This window comes from Cohnella rhizoplanae (assembly GCF_948329515.1).
In the GTDB taxonomy this organism is placed as follows: Bacteria; Bacillota; Bacilli; order Paenibacillales; family Paenibacillaceae; genus Cohnella; species Cohnella rhizoplanae.
The window spans coordinates 23196-44999 of the sequence record NZ_CAOJCN010000002.1 but is presented as its reverse complement, the minus strand read 5'-3'; the positions used below and the strand labels follow the sequence as shown (position 1 = coordinate 44999).

Below are 21804 nucleotides of genomic sequence, written 5' to 3'. Positions count from 1 at the left end.
CGATATATTTAAACTTGCAGCGTGTCCAGCTGCGCCGGATCCGGCTTGATCTTGCGGCTCCGCATGGCGAACAGCCCGAGCGTCAGCGCAACGAAGACCGCGGCGAACATCGCCAGGTCCAGCAGCTGCTCCCCGATCAGCGCGCCCGAACGTCCGGCCAGCGCCAGCCGCAGCGCTTCGATCGCGTGCGTCATCGGCATCCACTCGCCGACCGCCTGCAGCCAGTGCGGGAGCAGCTCCTTGGGATACGTGCCTTCGCTCGCGGCCAGCTGCAGGGTGAGCAGCACGACGGCGACGAAGCGGCCGACCGTATCGGCCAGCGACACGAGGAACTGCACGATCGTCATGTACGTCAGCGCGATGACCGCGCTGATGCCGTAGAAGGCGGCGACGTCCGGCACCTGCAGCCCGATGCCGTAGATGAGCACGGTGTCCGCGAGCGCCACCTGCAGCAGCACGACCGGCGCGAACAGCAGCAGCTTGGACGCATACCAGGTCCAGCCGTTCTTCACCCGGCCCGCGGCGTCGCGAAGCGGCAGGATGACGGTCGACATGAGGACGCCGACGTAGAGACCGAGCGCCAGGAAGTAGGGCGCCATGCCCGTGCCGTAGTTCGGCACGTCGGTCAGCTTGTGCTCGGAGACGCCGACCGGATCGGCGAACATCTCGGCCTGACGATCCCCGCTCTTTACGCCGCCCGCTTCCGCGGACGCGTCCTGCAGCTTGGCGCCGAGCTCGCTCGATCCGCTCTCGAGCTTCAGCAGCCCTTCCTCGAGCGAGGCCGTGCCGTCCGCCAGCTGCGCGGCCCCGCTCTTCACCGTGCCGGCGCCGGCGCCGGCGCTCTCGATGCCGCTCGCGAGCGTGCCCGCGCCCGCGGCCAGCTTGACCGCGCCGCCGGCCACCCGCGCCGCGCCGGACTCCGCTTCGCCGAGCTTCGCGGCGAACTGCCCCATCCCCCGGCTGAGCGACGTCGTGCCCGCATGCAGCTCGGCCGCGCCGTCCGCCAGCTGCCGCTGCCCGGCCGACAACTGCGCCGCGCCATCCGCCGCCGCTGCCGCGCCTTGGCTCGCCTGCTCGGCGCCGTCCGCTACGTTCTGCGAGACGGCGACCAGCTTCTGCAGCGCCTCGTCGTCAGGGTGCGCCGCCGCGTACTGCTTCAGCCCCTCGGCGAGCTGTCCCGCGCCGCCGGAGACCTGCGCCGCGCCCGCCTCGACCTGGCCGGCGCCCGTCGCCAGCTTCGCGGCGCGATCGGCAAGCTGGCCGGCACCGACGGCCAGCTTGCCTGCGGCCGTATCCGCCTGCTTCGCCCCGTCCGCCAGCTTGCCCTGGCCCGCGGCCAGCTGCTTGAGGCCGCTGTCCAGCTCCTTCGCGCCGCCCGCCAGCGTCCCCGCGCCACTCTCGAGGCTCTCGGCGCCGCCCGCCAGCTTGCCGAATCCTTGCTGCAGCTTAATGGAACCATCCGCCAGCTTCGCCAGGTTATCGTGCAGCGTCTTCGCGCCGCCGGCCGCGTCCTTGGCGCCGGCCGCGAGCTTCTGCGCGCCCTCGGCCGCCTCGCCGAATCCGCTCGCCGCTTGTCCGACCGATTCAAGCGCCGTCTTGGCGTACGCCTGGGTCACCTCGCGGCCGACGTCCGTCTTCAGCTTCTCCGCCGCGGATTCGCCGATCCGGCTCGTCAGATAGTTCCAACCGTCGTCCACGTAATATTGAACGTTCGCCTGCTGAGGCGCCTCGTCCTGCAGCGTCGCCGTCTTCTCGGAGAAATCCTCCGGCAGGACGAACGCCAGCGAATAACGATGATCCGCGAGTCCGTCCATCGCGTCCTCTTCGTCGGTGAACACCCATTTGAACGCCTCGTTTTTCTTGAGCTCCTCCACCAGGTCGCCGCCCACGGTCAGCTTTTCCCCGTTCAGCGCCGCGCCCTTGTCCTCGTTGACGACCGCGACCGGCATCGCGTCCAGCTTGCCGTAAGGGTCCCAGAACGCGCCGATCAGCATGCCGCTGTACATGAGCGGGATGAGCGCCAGGCCCAGGATCGAGATCATGGCCATCTTGCTGCCCGTCAACCTTCGGAATTCGCCGGATATGACGCCGCCGGCCGTCTTGAATCGATTCATGACCATCTCTCCTTGATATATGTTCGCTTATTTATCGTTTGCACAAATCATACTGACCATTTTCCTCATTCGGTCACTTCCGTTCAAAAAAAGAAGCGATCAGCGTACCGCCAATCCCTCCAAGCAATAGAATCGGAAGCTCGCGAGCACCCGCTCCCCATCCAGCGGCGTATGCAGATGCCCGCCCTCCGCGGTAAGCGCCAGATACATCTTGAGCATCATGTATGCCGTCAGCGACGGATCCGACGCCCTAAGCTCGCCTTTCTCGATCGCCGCGCTCACGTGACCCGCGATATAAGCGATGATCGAGCGTTCGACCGACTCCAGACCGCCGTTCGCCATCGGGGTGCCGAATTCCTTGACCTCCTGAGAAAGCTTCACGACTAGCCCATGCCGGTCGCGGTAAGCCAGTACACGCTGAAGAATGTTCAGCAGATTGTCGGCAAAAGGAAGCGCGGGATCGAGCGTCCGCTCGGCGACAGCCTTGAGCTCGGCGATCAGATCCTTCACGATCTGCTCGAACAGCTCCTCTTTGTTGGCGAAAAAGGTATAGATCGTCCCTTTGCCCACGCCGGCGGTCTTAGCCACTTGGTCCATCGTCGTCGCCTTGTAGCCGAATGCCGCAAACGAGCGCGAGGCCGCTTCGAGCACCTGCTTGCGCCGGTCGGTCGGTCTCCGTTCGGTCGTCGTCTCCATGTCGTCCCTCCTTACCCTCAGGCTTAAAGTGACCAAAATAACATTCCAGTCAATTCGTTCTGAACTGAACAATAACATACTTTACGATTGCTTTCAACTCCGTTGTATCTCCCCGTTTCGGTACGAGTCCTGGTAGGGCTCGAGACGGATATCCTCGCAAGACTCCGTCCGCAGCTCGATCGCCTCCCTCCTGTGTCGTTTTTTCTATGCTGGCAAGCATTTATTTTTCGTTGAACCGGCAATTTGCGCTGCATTCGAAACGCAAGGACGCAAAAAAGGACAGCGCAGAAGGCTTCTGCACTGTCCCGCGCGTCAGCGCTCTATTCCGTAGTCGGCTCCAAGCGTATCAAGACACTGCAGGCACTGCTCCGCCCACCGCCGCATCCGGTCGAGTCGCCTGATCTCCGCTTGCCACGCGGCCGCCAGCGATTCCCGGTAGGAAGGCACCTCGCCCGCATACGGCGAAGCGTCCCGCAGCATCACCCACACCTTCTCGCGTTCGGCAGATGCCCTGCGCTCGTGGAAAAGCGCCGCGTCCGGATCGTAAGCGCTGTGAAGGTCGCCCTGCTGCGGGTGACGCAGCACCGCCATGATCTCGACCAGCGCCCGCCGGTCGTCCGCGCTCGCGACCTTTCCTATATATTGTCCCGTCTTGTGTTCCGCCTTCACGATCTGTCCGACGTCCAGCATATGTCCAGCCTCCCGTATGGTTACTGCCACCATTGTACAGGAGCTGCGCGCGGATTGCATGGCCCGCGCCTGTCTGATTTTGTCTATTACGCTTAATTGTTGTAAACGTTCTCCGACGGACTTGTACGAGAGCTTCCATATCGCGTAATATGGTAGTAGGTAAAGTGGGGGATCTCTTCCGATGCGCAAAAAACGAATACTACTGCTTTCCGAAGGCTTCGGCACCGGACATACGCAGGCGGCTTATGCTCTATCCGTAGGGCTCAGACAATTGTCGCCCCGCGTGCAGACGAGGGTCATCGAGCTGGGGACGTTCCTGAACCCCGTCATCGGGCCGCTCATCCTGTCCGCCTACCGCAAGACCGTCAGCAAGCAGCCCAAGCTGGTCGGCAAGATTTATCGCGGCCATTATCACAAATCTCTCAATAGACTGACCCGCTTCGCGCTTCATCGCCTGTTCTACAACCACGTCTCCGACGTCGTACGGCAGCTGAAGCCCGATATGATCGTTTGCACGCATCCTTTTCCCAACGCGGTGGTCAGCCGGCTCAAGCGACTCGGCCTCGACGTGCCGCTCTATACATTGATTACGGACTACGACGCGCACGCCACGTGGACCAATCCGGAGGTGACCGCCTACCTGGTCAGCTCCCCGACCGTGCTGAGCCGGCTGGTGTCCCAGGGCGTGGACCCTGCGCAGGTCGTGGTGACCGGCATCCCGGTCCATCCGAACTTCTGGCATCCGCACGACCGCGCGGAGATCTTGTCCCAGTTCAGGCTGACGGATATGCCCACGGTGCTCGTCATGGGCGGCGGCTGGGGTCTGATGGCGGAGGAGCAGATGGTCGAGTACATGACCGGGTTCGCCGACCGCGTGCAGTTGATCCTGTGCATGGGCAGCAACGACAAGGCCCGGGAGAAGCTGCTCGCGGAGCCCCGGTTCCAGCACAAGAATATTAAGGTGCTCGGCTTCACCAAGGAAGTATCCAAGCTGATGGACGTGTCGGACCTGCTTGTTACCAAGCCCGGCGGCATGACCTGCACCGAGGGGATGGCCAAGGGCATTCCGATGCTGTTCTACGAACCGATCCCGGGCCAGGAGGAAGAGAACCTGGAGTACTTCGTAACCCACGGATTCGGCGAACCGCTGACGGCGACGGATACGATCGACCGCTGGTTCCGGCTCATCCAGGAGCCGTACGCTTCAGATCAGCACAGGGGCAACCTGCTGGCGCTGCGCAACGCGGAGTACAACCCCGCCAAGTGCGCGGAGGCGATCCTGTCCCTGCTGCTCGAGGACATCGCCCCTGCGGCGGAGTGAACGGTTCATGCGATTTACAAAAGGAAAGAGGCCTGTCGTCCGATGGACGGCAGGCCTTTTTTAATGCTATAGGGCGAAGGGTGCCGGGATGCCGCTTAGAGCGCGCTGCCGCCGAACAAGAAGCGGTATTCCCAATGCTTGCCCGCGATGCTGTCGATGCGCACGCCGCCCGATTCCTTGGAATAAGTCTGCAGCACCTGTCCGTCGCCGAGATAGATGCCCGTATGGGTGACCGTCTCGCCGAACGGCTGCTTGCCGTCGTAGTTCGAAGGCTTGGAGCCTTTGTAGCTCATGAAAAACATGATGTCCCCGCGCTTCAGCTTATGCCAGTCGGTCGTGACGCCGTTCGCGTTGTCTAACACGTAGGCCGCCTGCTTGCGCGAGTCCGCCGGCAGGACCAGCTTGAGCGCGTCCTTGAACGCCTGACGGACGAAGTCGGAGCAGTCGAAGGTCAACGTGTTGCCCCGGTCCGAGCCGTACTCGTAAGGCGTGCCGAGGTACTTCATGCCGGCTGCGATCACAGCCTCGACCTTCGCCGAATCGGAAGGCGCCGAGGTCGGCGTTGGCGTTGGCGTTGGTGTTGGCGTTGGCGTCGGTGTCGGTGTTGGTGTCGGCGTTGGTGTCGGTGCTGCAGCGTTCAAGCGGATGTAGGCGTCCGAGGCGCTCACGTAGCCGGATACGCCGCCCGCGTCGCGGACCGCGTACCAGTAGCCGTTGGGCTGGCCGGTCACGATCACAGTCTCGCCTGCCTTCAGCATGCGGATCTTGTCTCCGGAGGTGGAAGGCTGGTTCCGGAAGGTGACCGTCGCCACGATCGCGGCCGTCTGCGAAGGCGACGGGGCCGGCGCGGGTGACGCCGTCGGGGTCGGCGCAGGCGTTGCCGTGGGTGTCGGCGTCGATATTGGCGTCGTACCGTTCACGCTTATGTATTCATCGGAGGAGCTGACGTAGCCGGACACGCCGCCAGCGTCGCGGATCGCGTACCAGTAGCTGTTAGGCTGGCCGGTCACGACCACGGTCTCGCCCGATCTCAGCATGCGGATCTTGTCCCCGGAGGCGGAGGGCTGCGTTCGGAAAGTCACGGTGGCCCTGATCGTGGCAGTCTTCGCAGGCGCGGCAGGCGCGTTCGCGGTTTTCACGTACTTTTCGTTCGACGATACGTACCCCGTCTTGCCGCTGGCGTCCCTCACTTGCAGCCAGTAGCCGTTAACCGTCTGCAGCAGCGTGACGGACTCCCCGGCCTTTAGGTACCTTACCAGATCGCCGCTCGTGCTCGGCGTCTCCCGCAAGCTGACCGTGGATACGACCTCTACCGTCGCCGCTTCCGCGGATGCCGCCCACGCCATTTCCGGTACGGTCGCCGTCAGCATCGTCGCCAATACCAGCCCTGCCGCCCAACGTTTTCTGCTCATGCCAACGCCTCCATGTTGATTAATGGGGAAACTTGTCGAATATCCCTCGGCTTCATTATAGAAGCCCCTCCGATTCCCTCCCATCATGCGGAATGCTCAGGACAAGCTGGTCATGTAGGAAAAGAGTTCCATGGTTACATAGGAAAAAAGATGCAAGGCCCTTGCTGCCCGGCATCTTACAATTCCTTATTTCATTTATTTACCAGGTTTAAAGACGAAAAGATTGGGTATAGGGGCGTTTCAAGCAAAGGTCACTTACGCCGATAAGCTGTGGAGATGCGCAGGGTTGTTCCTAGGTGAGATCACTTGCGGCGATCAGAGGTGGAGATGCGTGGGTTGTTTCCTAGGTGAGATCACTTGTGGCTATAAGCGGCGGAGCTGCGGCGGAGTTGTTCCTAGTTGAGATCACTCGCGGCGATTTGCGGTGGAGATGCGCGGGGTTGTTCTTAATTGAGATCACCTGCGGCGGTAAGCGGCAACGGCGGCGATGCGCGGGGTTGTTCCTCACGCATGGCGGCGCCCCAAAACGCAAAGAAACGCCCCGCACCCGCGAAGCGTCCTTTCCCTTCTATTCAGCCGATTCGGCAATAGGCTCGCCCACCGAGATCGCGCCGCCTGCCTCCGCGAGCGCCAGGAACAGCGGCCGCTCGTCTGGCGTCCGGTTGGGCGCGTGGATCGCCAGCGCGCGCCGTCCGTCGAACAGGCGGAACACCATCCCGTGTCCTCCGTCGTCGCGATAGAGCGCCTCCGGTTGATGCGTCCACGGGCCGAGAATGCCGCCGCTCTCCGACTTGGCCACGCCTAAAGCGTACGTGTTGTCGATGAAGCTGGCCCAGAGCATGTACAGGTCGCCGCCCTCCCCGCGGAACAGATAGGGTCCGTCGGTGACGTAATTCGCCGTGTCCGGATATCGCGGCGACACATACGGCGTCGTCCACGGCGCCTTGGATGCGCGGAACAGCGTGACCGGCTCGCCCACGGCGCGGGACAAGTCCGCGGACAGACGGACCGCGCACACTTCACCGTCCCCGATCTGCTGCCATTCGTGGCAGAATGCCATCCACGGATCGCCCGCCTCGTCGACGAACAGGCTGCCGTCCAGCGAGCTCCAGGCCTCCGGCGTGACCGGACCTGCGCCGAGCGGCGCGAACGGACCCAGCGGGCGCTCCGCCGCCAGCACTGCCGTGCCCAGCCTGCCGTTATCCTTGCGCCGGAACGTGGCGAACATGTAATAGCGACCTCCGTACGCGTATACCTCCGGCGCCCAGAAGTTCGTGTCGGCAAAGAAGTCCGCGGGCGGCCGGAACACCGGATGCGGTCCCTCCCAATGCGTCAGATCGGCGCTGACGTAAGCATCGAAGCCCGTACCGGGTCCCCATATGTTGGCGTCCGTACTGCCGAACAGATAATACTTGCCTTCCGTCTCCAGGGGCAGCACGAACGGATCGCGGATCTGAATGTCCTTGCGCTTCAGCACGGCCGTACCTCCTTAATCGTATGTCGGATACACGAGCCCAATATCCCGCAAGCGCTCCAAGCCTCCGCCCGTATAAGCGAGCAGCTCGTTGCCCTTGATGTTGAAGGGCAGCGCGCGTCCCTCCCAGCGCAGCTCGCCCGTCACGGCGCGCGCGCTCATGCCGATCAGCCCGGTCAGCCTGCCGGCCCGGTCCGTCACGACCCGAACGCCTGAAGGGAAGCTCATCCACGGCTGCTCGTCGCGGAATATGAACGAAGTCTCGCGCATATTCACCAGTTCGTAAACAACGCCGTCCACCGTGCGGCCGTAAGCGGTCTCTCCCGTCGACTCTGCGCCGTGGTCCCTGGCGTCCGGCAGCAGGCCCGTGAACCAGAGCTCGTCCTCCGGCGTCGGCAGGATGCCGCATAGCCTCTCCACGTAGTCGAGCAGGCACAGGATCGAAGGCGAATAAGCTTCGGTGAAGCCCGCCTCGCCGGTCCACGGGCTCACCGTTTGCGCGAAGCGCGGCGCGCGGGCGAAGGACGCTAGAATCGGCTGCATCGCCCAGCTCAGCTCCACATGCCGACCATGATGCTCGAACGCATGCGGCGCGCGGATGAGGCTGAGGTAGTTGGACGGCCCGGCCCAGCTGTTGTAGCTGGAGAACGGATCGAACCGCGGGTCGTCCATCGCGATCGAGGTGAACGGGTATTTTGCGAAAAACTTCTTCGTATTCAGCAAATAACGTTTCAGCATCTCGTCAAAAAAAGCTTGGTCGCCGACTTCGCAAGCCATCACGCGAAGCAGGATGTCCGATTGCACCCGCACCAGCCGGCCGTGCCGGTCGCGGTCGTAGAAGAAATGGTCCGTCTCGTCGAAGCAGGAGCGGAACAGACTTTCCAGGCTCGCGGCCGCCTTGGCCCGCCATTCGTCGCCGGACTCGCCCAGCGCTTCGGCGATCCGGGCCAGGTATAGGCGCTGGCAATAGACGTTGGCCGTCAAGTCCGGCGCGAGAAACGGCAGCACCGGCGAATCCGGATCGCACCGGGAGGCGTCTCCTAGATAAGGCGCGTCCGGCGTATGCCAGAAGCGCGGCGACAGGTCGTGCCCGGTGTCGAAGGCGCTGAAAGCCTCTACGCAGCCCGTCCCCAGCGTATCGCGGTTCGCCGCGAGCCAGCCGTCGTAGCGGACCATCGCGTCGTACATCTCGCGCAGAAATGCCGGGTCCCCGCCGTGCAGCGAATAATGGTTCCACACGCTGCGGGCGAGCGGCGTGACGAGCTGGATCTGCCGGTAGGACGGACTGTTCTCCGTCACTTTGTACGGAAACAAACCGTCCCCGCGCTGATGCTTCGCAAACGACCGGTAGGTCGCCTCGGACACCTCCGGCAGGAAGCGGGAAAGCATCTCCGCGTTGATCGTGCCCGTGCTCTCCAGCCAGCACCCGAGATAGATGCCGCCCTCCTGCAGGATCGGTTCGCCGCCGGCGGTCGGCTTGACGCATTCCATGAGCTGGCGCATCGCCTGATAGTAGACGCCCTCGAGCCGTCCCTCCGACGCCGCGAATCGTACGCCCGAGCGCCTTAGCGCCTCGGGAATGAGCCGGTCCCGCTCGTCGCGGTCTGCCTGCCGCAGCCCCCTTAACTTGTCGAGCAGTCGCTCCGCTTGCATGACCATCCGAATATCGCCCCGCTTTCTATAAAATTAAATCCCCCGGCCCGCGGTCCGGCGTCGGCCGGTCCCGCGATCCGGGGGATCGCTCGCGCATGGCGGCCGCTTTATCGCGACCCGGACTCGTTTCCGCGAAGCCGCCCTCGCTTTTGCGATTCCGGCCTCGCTTCCGCGGCCGGGACTTGCCTCCGATACCGCAGCTGCATCGCCGCGGTCCCGGACGCGTTCATGCGATCAAGAGTTGTTGCTGTTGAATATCTTGACCGTGCCGCTGTAGAACTCGGCCACCGCCTTCTCCACGCTTTCCTTGCCGAAGCCGATCTTCTGGACCGTATTGTCCGACAGCTTGATGAACTCCGCGTTGCCCGGGGGGTTGTAGCTGATCGCGAACGGTTCTTTCTTGTTCGCCTCGGAAACGCGGCTCGTGAAGTCGTACACGATCTTGTCGGCCGCGGTCGCGTCCGCCTCCAGCGCGGCGCGGCTCGATGCCGTCACCGGTACGCCGCGGTTGCTGCCGAGAATCTTCGCCGCCTCCGGGTCGTTAATCCAAAAGTTCATGAACTTGGCGACTTCGGCCGGATGCTCCGACTTGCCGTAACCGGAGATGCCCTGGCTCGATTCGAAGACGACGCCCGTCCCCTTCGGCCCGCGAGGCACCTGCACCATCGTCAGCTCGTCCTTGGTCGTGCTCTGGAACGAGGCCAGCATGTTGGACGGGAGCAGCGTCATCGCCACCTTGCCGGTGATGATCATCGACTTGCTGGCGTCCGTCGGCGGATTGGACACCTGCAGGTCCGGCGTCACGACGCCGCCCGCCTTGGAGGTCTTATCCCAGTATTGGAACCATGGCAGCAGGTCGGCTTCCTCGAAGCCCAGCTTGTTATTGGCCATATCGTACAGCTGCTTGCCGTTCTGCTTGAGGTAAATGTCCAGGCTGTCGGTCGTGAAGTTGTACGTGCCGTAATAGCCCTTGCCCAGCTTGTCTGAGATCTCCTTGCTGATGCGGGCGTAGTCGTCCCAGTTCCAGCCGTCCTGCGGCACCTCGATGCCGGCCTTCTCGAACATCGTCTTGTTGATGACGATGCCGCGGGCGTTCGCGCCGGCCGAGATGTGCACCAGCTTGCCGCCGAGCGTACCGTACTGCACCATCGTCGTATCCATGTCGGCCAGGTTCAGTTCCTTGTCCTTGTACGGTCCGAGATCGAGGAGCACGCCCTTGTTGGCGTAATCGACGACGTTGCCTCCGAGGAAAAAGATGTCCGGCGCGGTGCCGGAGGCGAGCTGGGTGTTCAGCTTGTCGAAATAGCCGTCTTGAGGCCCGAATTCGCCGGTAATCGTGATGCCCGGATTTTTCTGCTCGAACAGCTCGATCGCCTTGTTCGTCAGGTCGGCGCGCTTCTGGTCGCCCCACCACATCATGCGAAGCTCGACTTGATTCTGTTCTCCGCCAACGCTTGCCGCGCCCGTCGAACCGGCCGGCGAGGCGGAACCTGCCGCGTTATTTCCCGCGCCGCCCGAATTGCCGCAGGCGCTGAGCGCTACCGCCATGGCGGTCACCGCGAGTGGAAGCCATCTTTTTTTCATCGTGAGCTCTCCCCTAATCGTATTGAGATGAGAAGCGTTTACATTGCTCATCCTACTTGGATTCGGCAGCCGCTTGAATGTCATTCCTTCGGCTGTTCGCTATCAATTTTTTCAGGCGGCCGCCTGGGCGCTCTTCGTTTACTTCAGGCCCGTCGTGGCGATGCCGTCGAGGAAGTAGCGTTGGAAGATCAGGAAGATCAACGTGATCGGCACGAGCGACAGCACGGAGATCGCCATCAGCGCGCCCCAATCCGAGGTGCCCGACGGGTCGAACAGCGCCCGGATGCCGAGCTGTACGGTGAACAGCTTGATATCGCTCAGATAGATCATCTGGCTGAAGAAGTCGTCCCACGTCCAGATGAAGGTGAAGATCGCCGTCGAGATGAGCGCGGGCACCAGCAGCGGCATAATGATGCGGAGATACAGTTTCCCCTGCCCGCAGCCGTCGATCGTCGCGCTCTCGTCCAGCTCCTTGGGTATGCCGCGGATGAACTGGACCATGAGCAGGATAAAGAACGAGTCGTGCGCCAGCCACTTGGGCAGGAACAGCGGCAGGTACGTGTTGATCCAGCGCAGCTCGCTAAAGATAATGTACTGCGGCACGAGCGTGACGTGGTACGGCAGCATGATCGTCACGAGCATCATGGCGAACCAGATTTTCTTGAACCGGAACTCCAGCCTCGCGAAGGCGTAGGCCGCCAGCGAACAGGTGACGACGTTGCCGAGCACCGCCAGCACCGAGATCAGCGCCGAATTGCCGAAGAAGCGGGCGAAGGTGATGCCCTGGAAGCCTTTCCACCCGTTGCGGTAATTGTCCAGCGTCCAAGTCTGCGGCCAGATGCCCGTATCCGTGAATATATCCTGATTGGGCTTGAACGAGCTCGCGAGGAGCCACAGCACCGGGTAGAGCATCGCCAGGCCGATCAGGATGATGAGCAGATGCCGCAGTCCGCGGCCAGAGTAGCGTCTAAGCGTCAGCATGCCCGATTACCTCCCTTCCTTGCCGTCGCCGTAGAACACCCAGAAGCGGGAGGTGGCGAAAATGAGTCCCGTGAAGGCGGCGATGATGACGAGCATGATCCAGGCCAGCGCGCTGGCATAGCCCATCTCGAAGTAGGAGAAGCCCTTCAAGTACAGGTACAGCGTATAGAACATCGACGCGTCGAGCGGTCCGCCGTGCCCGTCGCCGATGACATAGGCCGGGGTAAACGCCTGGAAGGAGTTGATGATGCTCATGATCAGGTTGAAAAAGATCACGGGCGTCAGCATCGGCAGCGAGATTCGGAAAAACTGGCGGATCTTGCCCGCGCCGTCCACCTGGGAGGCTTCGTACAGGTCTGCCGGGATCTGCTTGAGCCCCGCCAGGAAGATGACCATCGCGGAGCCGAACTGCCAGATCGACAGCGTCACGATCGGATAGATCAAGTAGTCGGGGTGGGCGATCCAAGCGGGGCCGTCGATGCCGAACCAGCCGAGGAAGCCGTTGATCAGGCCATCGGTATCGAAGATCTGCCGCCAGACGATCGAGATGGCGACGCTGCCTCCGAGCAGGGACGGAATGTAGTAGACGGTGCGGTAGATGCCAAGCGCCCGGATCCCTTTGTTCAGCGCTATGGCGACGAGCAGCGCGAAGATCAGGCGCAGCGGTACGGACAGGATGACGTATTTAAACGTCAGCTTCAGCGATCCCGTGAAGGTCAAGTCGTCGGTAAAAATGGTTTTGAAATTGGCTAATCCGATCCACTCGGGCGCGCTGAGCAGATTGTACTTCGTCAGCGACAAATACAGCGAGCCGAGCATCGGTCCGAGCGTCAGGCAAAATAGACCGATCAGCCAGGGCAGCAAAAACAAATAGGCCGTACGGTTGTGGGGGTATGCCCGTTGCCGGCGCGCAGTCCGCATATCGCGACGCCTCCTTTTCGATGATGATACTTTCATCATAAGCATCCAAGGAGGCGGGCTGAATTCTATTTCTTCGGCACTTCGCTATCAATTTTTCCGGTTGCCGAGGCGCGCTGCCGGTAGTCCGACGGCGTCACTCCGTACATCCGCTTGAACTTGGAGCTGAAGTAGCTGGCATTGGAAAACCCCGTCAGTTCCGCGATGTCCCACAGGCCGAGCTGCGTGCCCTCCAGCAGCCGGATCGCCTGCGCCATCCGGGCGTCGGTGATGTATTGGATAAACGTCTTGCCGACCTTGCTCTTAAACATCTCCGAAAAATAGGAGGGATTGTAGTTGAACCGTTCGGCAAGATCGGTCAGGTTCAGGTCCGTCATATAGTTCTCGCCAATGTAACGGAGCACGGCATCGATGAGCGCGTGATCGTTCTCCTCGGCTTCGTTCCGGTGCTGCCGCGCCACCTTCTCCGCGATCCGCGCCAGGAACAGGCCGGCTTTGTCCGCCGAGTCCAGCGCGAGCGCCATCTCGGGGCGCAGCCACAGCTGCTCGGCATGGTCCAGGGCGATGCGCGACTCGTTCGCCCGCGACTCCAGCTGCAGATACAACTGGAAGATGACCTTGACGAAGCCGGCCTGCGAAGCCGCGAACGCCTCCTCCAGCGGCTGCCGGATCGCCCGCTCGAACGCCTCGAGCTCTCCGCGCTCCAGATAGCGCTCGAACACCTTGAGCTCCTCGCCTGTCAGCGCGGTCCGGCCGGCCGGAGGCCGACGGTCGTCCTCGGCGAGCCCGCTCTCGGACAGATTCCAGGCGAGCAGCGACGACAGATAGCCTTCCTTCCACTGCTTGAAGCCCGTCGCCGGCCGCCCGAAGCCGACGGCCAGCTCGAAGCCGAGCAGACGCTCCGTCTGCTCCGCAAGCTTGGCCGCGAAGTCCCGCAGCCAGTCCTCGCGCTCCGTCGTCGCGAAGTGCACGAGCCCGGGATAGCTCGCGTCCCGGAACGCCTCGCAAGCGCCGCCGCTCTCCTGCGCCCGCTCTCTGCAGATCAGCTCGAGCGGCAGACGGAACTGGTCCGGGGACCGGTCGGACGTCCGCGCGGCCCCCTCTGTCCCCTCTGTCCCCGCGCCGGAACGATGCGGCGCCGTACGCTCGTCCGCGGTCGGACGCGCGGTCGGACGAACCGCGCCCGCCCGCTCGCGCAGCCCGACGGTGAGGAACCGCACCTCGGCCTCCGCCCACGCGTCCAGTCCGAACCTGCGCGACCGCTCGTAGGCCGCGGCCTCGCGTTCCATCTCCCCTTTGATCAGACGGACGAGGAAGTGCTCCTTCATCTCCTTGTAATACTGCGAGAGCTCCCAGCGGGTCTGCGCCTCGCGGGCCGTCTCCTGCCGCTCGCCGTCCAGCTCGCCCGCCACCTTCGCGAGCACGTCCGCCAGCTCGTCCGCCGCGACGGGCTTGAGCAGATAGTCGCTGGCCTGGTGCCGCAGCGCGGCTCTGGCGTATTGGAAGTCCTCGTATCCGGTAATGACGACGAGACGCATGTCGGGATAGCGCACGCGGCACGTCTCGAGGAACGACACGCCGTCCATGACCGGCATGTTCATATCCGTGATGACGATGTCGTAGGCCTCTTCCTCCAGGCGCTCCAGCGCCTCGACGCCGTTCGAAGCCTCTCCGGCCAGCTCGAGGCCGAACTTCTCCCCATCGATCTTCAACCTTAGTCCTTGCCGGATCTCCGGCTCGTCATCCACGATCAACACTCGGTACATCTAGGGACGCCTCCTGCACGGGTATGATGAGCTCGATGCGCGTGCCGGCTCCGGCCGCGGCGTCGATGCGAACTTCGAATAGCGATCCGTAGTACAATCGGCAGCGCGCGAGCACGTTGCCGAGCCCGATCTGCCGCTCCCGGCTGCTCAGGATCTCGTCGAGCCGAGACGACGCGGAGCCCTCGACGAGCTGCATGCGCAGCTGCTCCGGCATGCCCGGCCCATTGTCGGAGACGCGCAGATGCAAGCGCCCGTCCGTCCGGTATACACGGATCTCCACGATCGCCTCGGGATGCTGCGCGAAGCCGTATTTGACCGCGTTCTCCACGAGCGGCTGCAGGATGAACTTCACGACGGTCAGCGAGTCCAGGTCCCCCTCCTCTACGATCCGGAGCCGCAGCTTGTCCCCGAAGCGCACCTGCAGGATCGAAGCATAGTCCCGCACGTACTTCATCTCCTCCTTCAAGCCGACCAGGTCGTCGCTCAGGCGGAGGGAGAAGCGCAGCATCTTGCCGAGCGAGACGATCACCTTGACCGTGTCGTCCGTCCGCTTCTGCATGGCCAGGCTGCTGAGCAGCTCAAGCGTGTTGAACAGAAAATGCGGGTTGATCTGCATGAGGAGCGCTTTGTATTCGGCCTGCTGCCGCAGCAGCTTCAGCTCGAACTCGCTCTGAATATGCTGACGCAGCCGCACGATCATGTTGCGGAAGGTCGCGGTAGCGAAGCCGACCTCTCCCCTGATGCGCCGCGCGGGCGGCGGGAGCCGGCTCTCGGCGCTGTCGAAGTCGCCGCGCTGCACGTGCCGCATCGCGGACACGAGCCGCGACAGCGGCTTGGTGACGCCGTGCGACAGCCAGAAGGCGAGGAACAGCGAGACGACCAGCAGCAGCGCGAACAAGAACAAGATGGTGTCGCGAAGCTTGAACAGCTGGGCGTACAGGTCCCGCTCGGAGACGAAGCCGACCAGCATCCAATTGGTCAGCGCCAGCTTTTTGTAGACGAGGATCTGGGACTGGCCCCGTTCGTTCTTGAAGTAGACGACGCCCTGCTTGCGCCCGCCCTCCCGGACGGCCTGCACCTGAGACTGCGTCTCGCCGTGCGCGCCGTATTCGCTCTGGGAGAGGAGCGGACTGCCGCCCCGGTCCAGCAAGTAGATGGTCCCGCTCTCCCCGAGGTGAATCCGGTTCAGGGGCTCGAGGAAATAGTCTGCGCTTACATTTACCTTCAGCACGTTGCGCGCCTGCGCGGGCTCGAAGGCGCCGAGCGGCATCAGCATGCTGACGACCGGATGCGCGCTGCTCCGGATCTGCAGCTCGACGTCGTCGGTATGCGCCGGTATCCAGCGTTCGTTCGCCGTCTTAAAGCTTCGGTACCATTCCTGGTTCAGGAACGACTTGTCGCGGACGACCTGATTGCTCATGCTGACCCACAAGCCTTCCTGGCGGTAGATCGCGACGGAGGACACGCTTGTGTAGCTGTTGTTCGTCTGCGACAGATATTTGCTCATCTCCAGATGCGCGAGCATCTTCTCGCCGTCCGGCAGATTCGGGTCCGACGCGGCCTCGTCCCACTCGTCCGTTAGATCGCTGTTGAATATGAGCGAGGCAAGATCGTAGATCTGCGTCTGGACCATATCGACGTAAGAGCCGTACTCGTCCATCTTCTCCAGCGCCGACGATTCGATATAGGAGCGGATGATCGAGCGGGACTCGTTAAAAATCAGGACGGACAGCGCGCCGAAGGAAAGCACGAACAGCAGGACGAAAAAAGCGATCAACCGGTTTCTGAGCGAATAGAACATGGCCGTCCCCTTCATCGCGGTATAATTTCATACATCATACCACAAAAAAAAGAGAGCCCCCGGCATACGGCCGGAAGGCTCTTAAGAAAAGATATATTGAAAAGGGGGGTCATAGATACATTGTACAAATGAACCCTGAATGAAACATGAAACGCATATTACATTTGTGTTACAGAGATGTCGAAGCCGCAGACGGCCGATCAGGCCGGCATCAGGCGGGCGCGCAGGGCGGCGATCTCCGGGTTCTCCAGGTACTCGTCGTACGTCGACATCCGGTCGATCAGGCCGTTCGGCGTGATCTCGATGATGCGGTTCGCGATCGTCTGGATGAACTGATGGTCATGCGACGTGAAGATCATCGTCTCGTCGGTGTCGACGAGCGCGTTGTTCAGCGCCGTGATGGACTCGAGGTCCAAGTGGTTGGTCGGCTCGTCGAGCAGCAGCGTGTTGGCGCTGGTCAGCATCATCTTGGACAGCATGCAGCGCACCTTCTCGCCTCCGGACAGCACGGACGCCTTCTTCAGCGCTTCGTCGCCGGAGAAGAGCATGCGGCCGAGGAAGCCGCGGATGAACGACTCGTCCTGGTCCTTGGAGTACTGGCGCAGCCAGTCGACCAGCGGGTCGTCGTTGCCTTCGAAGTACGCGGAGTTGTCCTTGGGGAAATACGCCGGCGTAATCGTGACGCCCCACTGGACCGAACCCTCGTCCGGCTCGATCTCGTTCATCAGCACCTGGAACAGCGCGGTCTTGGCTTGTCCGTACGGACCGACCAGCGCGATCTTGTCGCCCTTGTTGACGACGAAGGACACGCCGTTCAGAACCTTCTCCCCGTCGATCGTGAGGCTCACGTTGTCGACCGTAACGATCTGCTTGCCCGCTTCGCGCTCCGGCTTGAACTGGATGAACGGATATTTGCGGCTGGACGGACGGATGTCGTCCAGCGAGATCTTGTCGAGCATCTTGCGGCGGCTGGTCGCTTGCTTGGCCTTGGACTTGTTGGCCGAGAAGCGCTGGATGAACGCCTGCAGCTCCTTGATCTTGTCTTCCTTCTTCTTGTTCTGGTCGCGCATCAGCGCCGTGGCGAGCTGGCTCGATTCGTACCAGAAGTCGTAGTTGCCCACGTACATCTGGATCTTGGCGAAGTCGATGTCGGCGATGTGGGTACACACCTGGTTCAGGAAGTGCCGGTCATGCGATACGACGATGACCGTGCCGGTATAGCGGGACAGGAACTCCTCGAGCCAGTTGATCGATTCGATGTCCAAGTGGTTGGTAGGCTCGTCAAGCAGCAGGATGTTCGGCTGGCCGAACAACGCCTGCGCCAGCAGGACGCGGACCTTCTCGTTGCCGTCGAGCTCGGACATCTGCTTGTCGTGCAGCTCGGTCGTTATGCCGAGGCCGTTGAGCATCTCGGCCGCGTCGCTCTCGGCTTCCCAGCCGTTCATTTCCGCGAACTCGGCCTCGAGCTCGCCCGCGCGCATGCCGTCCTCGTCGGTGAAGTCCGCCTTCGCGTAGATGGCGTCCTTCTCCTTCATGACTTGATACAGGCGCTCGTAGCCCATGATGACCGTGTCGAGCACCTTGAATTCATCGTACTCGAAGTGGTTCTGCTTGAGCACCGCGAGGCGCTCGCCCGGCGTGATATGCACTTCGCCGCTCGATGGCTCCACTTCGCCGGACAGAATCTTGAGGAACGTAGACTTGCCCGCTCCGTTCGCGCCGATCAGGCCGTAGCAGTTGCCCGGCGTGAACTTGATGTTGACGTCCTCGAAGAGCGGGCGCTTGCCGAACCTGAGGCTGACGTTATTGACTGTGATCAATCCAATCCATCCTTTGCTTCGTTATCGATGACATGGCCCCGCGAGAAGCGCATGGTCTCTCCGTGCTGGAGCAGGAAGATCTTCTCCTGCGGAATGCCGAGGCGCGCGCGCTCCGCCTCGAGCCTCTCGAGCGCCTCCATCGGCGTGTCGTCCGACAGCTTGAAGGCGCCGTAATGCATGGGTACGAAAATATCGGCCTTGAGGTCCTGATAAGCCTTGAGGGCTTCCTCGGGACTGACGTGCTGCGCGGCCATGAACCACTCGGGATCGTACGCGCCGATCGGCATGAGCGCCACGTCGATCTTGAACCGGCGGCCGATCTCCTCGAACCCCCTGAAATAGCCGCTGTCTCCCGCGAAGTATATGGTCGGCCCCTGGTGGGACTCCATGACCCAGCCGCCCCAGTGGGAGTTGTTCATGTCCCATGGGTTGCGCCGGGTCCAGTGCTGCGCCGGCACGAAGGTGAACTTCACGCCGTGCACGGTGCAGTTCTCCCACCAATGCATCTCGTGGACCTCGCCGAAGCCGCGGACCGCCATCTTGCGCTTCAGCCCCGCGGGCACGTACAGCCGCTTGGGTCCGCGCAGACGGCGCAGCGACCCGAAGTGCAAGTGGTCGTAATGGGAATGGGAGACGAGCACGAGGTCGACGGACGGCATGTCGGACAGCTCGACGCCGGGCGGCGCCAGCCGCTTCTGGAGCGCCATGCGGCGCGCCCATACCGGGTCGGTGACGATATTCAGCCCGCCCATCTGCAGCAGAAACGTGGAATGGCCGATCCACGTCACCGACGGCTCCTGGCGGTTATGATGAAGAAATGACAGATCCGGCTTCACGTTCGGGACGCATTCCTGATATCCTTTGTTCCTCATCTTCTGCAGGCGTTCCTGACGCCATCGCGCGAACTGGTCCTTCCCCGCGGCCCCCGCGCGGATGGCGTCCAGATTGCCGAAGCGGCTCTTAGGCATGGTACCCCTCCGTTGACGTACTAATCTTACTATAGCAGGAATCAGGCCAATGTTCCAAGGCCGACTTGTCACTTAAATACCCCTCCTTTGGCAATACGGAACGCTGTGCGGTATTGTATAGAGAGAGATTCGCGAGATCACCATATGCAAAGCGAGGTCGTGTGTACATGAAGCTGCTGTCAATTGAGCCAACGCCCAGCCCGAATTCCATGAAGCTGAACGTGGACGAGTCGCTGCCGGCCGGCGAGCGCCACACTTATACGATGGACAAAAAGGACCAGCTGCCGCCCTTCGTGGCGAAGCTGCTCGAGATTCCCGGCGTGAAGTCGGCGTTCAGGGCCGCCGACTTCTTCGCCCTCGACCGCAGGCCGAGCGCCGATTGGGCGGGCATCCTCGCGGCCGTGCGCGAGCTGTTCGGCGCCGCGGCGGACGGCGGAGGCGCCGGCGCGGGAGACGACGCGCTCGCGTACAGCTTCGGCGAAGCCCGCGTGCTGGTGCAGCTGTACCGCGGCATCCCGATGCAGATCCGCGTGCAGAGCGGCGGCCAGGAGTCGCGGGCCGCGCTGGGGCCGCGGTTCGCCGACGCCGTGAACGAGGCGGCGGGCGGCGGGTTCATCCGCGAGCGGCGGCTCGCGGAGTTCGGGGTTCGGTACGGCGAGCCGCAGGAGATACTCGAAGAGGTCGCGCGCGAGCTGGACGCGGCGTATCCGGACGCGCGGCTGCGCGAGCTGATCGCGGCCGCGCAGGCGGCAGGCGCCGAAGGCGCAGGAGCAAGCTCCGCGGGGGCCGCGGGCGGTGCGGGAGCCGCGGGCGCGGAGGCTGGCGCAGGCTCGCAGAGCCAAGGCGTCGCGGCGCTCGGCGCGGCGGGCCGGGCGACGACGCCGGCCGAGCTGGCGGCCGCGCTCGAGGCGCCGGATTGGCAGACGCGCTACGCGGCCCTGTCGCGGGCCAAGCCGGACGCGGAGCTGCTGCCGCTGCTCGCGCGGGCCGCGCGCGACCCGCAGGTATCGGTGCGCAGACTCGCCGTGGTCTACCTCGGCGACCTGCGCATTCCCGAGGCGCTGCCGCCGCTGCTGGCGGCGCTGAAGGATACGTCGGCGGCCGTGCGCCGGACGGCCGGGGACACGCTGTCGGACCTCGGCGATCCCGCCGCGGGTCCGGCGATGGCGGAGGCGCTGGGCGACGTGAACAAGCTCGTGCGGTGGCGCGCCGCGCGCTTTCTGTACGAGGCCGGCGACGAGTCGGCGCTCGAGGCGCTGGAGCGGGCGGCGGAGAACGAGGCCGAGTTCGAGGTGAAGCTGCAGGCCGAGATCGCGATCGCGCGCATTCGCAGCGGCGAGGAAGCCGCCGGTTCCGTCTGGCAGCAGATGACGCGCATGCGGGAGCAGCAGCGGGACGAGGACGAAGGTCAGAGATAGCGCTTGCTGCGCCGGAGCTTCTGCTGAGGGGACCGCCCCGCAGCGCTTTTAAACAATATCCCTTTGGCTCAGGAGCGCTCATCACCGTCCGGTCTCACAGCCGACGAACCCGTGACATGCAAGGGAAGAAGAGCGAGTGTGGACGATCCCGCATTCGCTTTCCTGTTTAAAAGGGATATCGTTAAAACGGAAAATACAGCGAGCCCTGCCTAGGCACATTTCCCAGTTGACATGAAACCATTTGGTTTCGTATGATGTTTATGCGAAACCAAATGGTTTCCTTTAATTTGAGGAGGTATTTTAAATGAGCGACTCCCGCAAGCTGCCCGATATCGTACGTACCCTGGAGCTCAACGCGCCGATCGAAAAAGTGTGGAACATGGTATCCACGGCCGAAGGCATCTCCGCCTGGTTCATGCCGCCTAGCGGCTTCGAGCCGGTCGTCGGCCATGAATTCACGCTCAACGCGGGACAGTTCGGCATGTCCCCTTGCAAGATTACCGCGATCGATCCGCCCGAGCTTCTTACTTTTAATTGGGGCAAGGACTGGACGCTGTCGTTCGAGCTGAGGTCGCTACCGAATGCGCGCACCGCGTTCAAGCTCACGCATGGAGGCTGGGACGAGGACACGCTGACGGAGTTCGGCCAACCGCACGGCGTTATCCGCGAACATATGGGCAACGGCTGGGACGGCATCGTGGCCAAGCTGCAGCGACTGGTCGAGGCCTAATGGGACAAGCGCTGCCGCAGCACGACGTCTACCAGGCGATCGCGGATCCGAGCCGGCGGCGCCTGCTGCGCCTGCTGACGCAGGGCGAACAGCCGCTGTCGGCGCTCTCCGGGCAGTTCGACATGAGCCGGACCGCCGTCTCCAAGCATCTGCGCGTCCTGCGGGAGGCCGGCCTCGTCACCGAGCGGCGGGCGGGCCGCGAGACGCGCTACGCCTTCCGTCCAGAGCCGCTGACGGAGCTTAGGGACTGGCTCGCTTACTTCGAGCAGTTCTGGGACAACAAGCTCGCGATGCTGAAGCACATGGTGGAGGATGGGAACGCTGCCGATTAGCCGAAAATGCAAAGAGCCCGCCGCCTCCTATGGGAGCGGTCGGGCTCTTTGCCGCGGATTGAGGCGCGCCTCGCCTCCGCTAGAGGAGGCGTCGCGCCTAAACCGCGCTGCGCACCGGTCTCTCCA

General features: G+C 62.9%; 17 protein-coding genes. 4 read left to right on the top strand and 13 right to left on the bottom strand.

Translation table 11 applies throughout. The annotated features are described in order from the left end of the window. Positions 1-8 precede the first annotated feature (8 nt). The 3 genes from PQG80_RS04525 to kapB form a co-directional block, all read right to left on the bottom strand. Entirely contained in the window at positions 9-2114 is a 2106-nt protein-coding gene (locus PQG80_RS04525; RefSeq protein ID WP_271749976.1) for a YhgE/Pip domain-containing protein, read from the bottom strand. A 99-nt stretch (positions 2115-2213) separates the two neighbouring features. Then, complete coding sequence (locus PQG80_RS04520; protein ID WP_271749975.1) at positions 2214-2810, bottom strand: TetR/AcrR family transcriptional regulator; 597 nt, start codon at positions 2808-2810, stop codon at positions 2214-2216. Between the two features lie 312 nt (positions 2811-3122). Then, positions 3123-3500, bottom strand: a complete 378-nt coding sequence (gene kapB, locus PQG80_RS04515; RefSeq protein ID WP_271749974.1) for a sporulation phosphorelay system protein KapB — start codon at positions 3498-3500, stop codon at positions 3123-3125. Between the two features lie 181 nt (positions 3501-3681). Between kapB and PQG80_RS04510 the strand changes: the two genes are divergently transcribed. Then, positions 3682-4821: an MGDG synthase family glycosyltransferase gene (locus tag PQG80_RS04510; protein WP_271749973.1), complete on the top strand. Its 1140-nt coding sequence runs from the start codon at positions 3682-3684 to the stop codon at positions 4819-4821. 95 nt (positions 4822-4916) lie between these two features. Here PQG80_RS04510 and PQG80_RS04505 read toward each other — a convergent pair whose 3' ends face one another. The 10 genes from PQG80_RS04505 to PQG80_RS04460 form a co-directional block, all read right to left on the bottom strand. Then, positions 4917-6233 carry a C40 family peptidase gene (locus PQG80_RS04505; RefSeq protein WP_271749972.1) on the bottom strand — a complete coding sequence of 439 codons (1317 nt, stop codon included), beginning with the start codon at positions 6231-6233 and terminating at the stop codon, positions 4917-4919. Between the two features lie 568 nt (positions 6234-6801). Then, on the bottom strand, positions 6802-7710 hold the full coding sequence (locus PQG80_RS04500; RefSeq protein ID WP_271749971.1) for a glycoside hydrolase family 43 protein: 909 nt from the start codon (positions 7708-7710) through the stop codon (positions 6802-6804). Positions 7711-7722: 12 nt separating this feature from the next. Continuing rightward, the gene (locus PQG80_RS04495; RefSeq protein WP_271749970.1) at positions 7723-9366 is read right to left on the bottom strand and encodes an MGH1-like glycoside hydrolase domain-containing protein; all 1644 of its coding nucleotides are present in this window, start codon (positions 9364-9366) and stop codon (positions 7723-7725) included. 228 nt (positions 9367-9594) lie between these two features. Further along, positions 9595-10944 carry an ABC transporter substrate-binding protein gene (locus tag PQG80_RS04490; protein WP_271749969.1) on the bottom strand — a complete coding sequence of 450 codons (1350 nt, stop codon included), beginning with the start codon at positions 10942-10944 and terminating at the stop codon, positions 9595-9597. Between the two features lie 138 nt (positions 10945-11082). Next, entirely contained in the window at positions 11083-11925 is an 843-nt protein-coding gene (locus tag PQG80_RS04485; RefSeq protein WP_271749968.1) for a carbohydrate ABC transporter permease, read from the bottom strand. A gap of 6 nt (positions 11926-11931) precedes the next feature. Further along, a complete protein-coding gene (locus PQG80_RS04480; protein WP_271749967.1) occupies positions 11932-12846 on the bottom strand; it encodes a carbohydrate ABC transporter permease in 915 nt (304 codons plus the stop codon). Positions 12847-12911: 65 nt separating this feature from the next. Continuing rightward, on the bottom strand, positions 12912-14609 hold the full coding sequence (locus PQG80_RS04475; protein ID WP_271749966.1) for a response regulator transcription factor: 1698 nt from the start codon (positions 14607-14609) through the stop codon (positions 12912-12914). Continuing rightward, positions 14584-16410: a cache domain-containing sensor histidine kinase gene (locus PQG80_RS04470; RefSeq protein WP_271749965.1), complete on the bottom strand. Its 1827-nt coding sequence runs from the start codon at positions 16408-16410 to the stop codon at positions 14584-14586. Before PQG80_RS04470 ends, PQG80_RS04475 begins: the two co-directional genes overlap by 26 nt. Positions 16411-16610: 200 nt before the next feature. After that, a complete protein-coding gene (locus PQG80_RS04465) occupies positions 16611-18230 on the bottom strand; it encodes an ABC-F family ATP-binding cassette domain-containing protein (RefSeq protein ID WP_271749964.1) in 1620 nt (539 codons plus the stop codon). Beyond that, the gene (locus PQG80_RS04460; protein WP_271749963.1) at positions 18227-19198 is read right to left on the bottom strand and encodes an MBL fold metallo-hydrolase; all 972 of its coding nucleotides are present in this window, start codon (positions 19196-19198) and stop codon (positions 18227-18229) included. Before PQG80_RS04460 ends, PQG80_RS04465 begins: the two co-directional genes overlap by 4 nt. Positions 19199-19365: 167 nt before the next feature. On the opposite strand from PQG80_RS04460, the gene PQG80_RS04455 reads away from it, so the two are divergent. From PQG80_RS04455 to PQG80_RS04445, 3 genes are all read left to right on the top strand, one after another. Continuing rightward, positions 19366-20616 carry a conserved virulence factor C family protein gene (locus PQG80_RS04455; RefSeq protein WP_271749962.1) on the top strand — a complete coding sequence of 417 codons (1251 nt, stop codon included), beginning with the start codon at positions 19366-19368 and terminating at the stop codon, positions 20614-20616. 304 nt (positions 20617-20920) lie between these two features. Next, the gene (locus PQG80_RS04450; RefSeq protein WP_271749961.1) at positions 20921-21346 is read left to right on the top strand and encodes an SRPBCC family protein; all 426 of its coding nucleotides are present in this window, start codon (positions 20921-20923) and stop codon (positions 21344-21346) included. Beyond that, positions 21346-21678, top strand: a complete 333-nt coding sequence (locus PQG80_RS04445; protein WP_271749960.1) for an ArsR/SmtB family transcription factor — start codon at positions 21346-21348, stop codon at positions 21676-21678. The genes PQG80_RS04450 and PQG80_RS04445 overlap by 1 nt, the downstream gene beginning before the upstream one ends. The last annotated feature ends 126 nt before the right edge of the window (positions 21679-21804 follow it).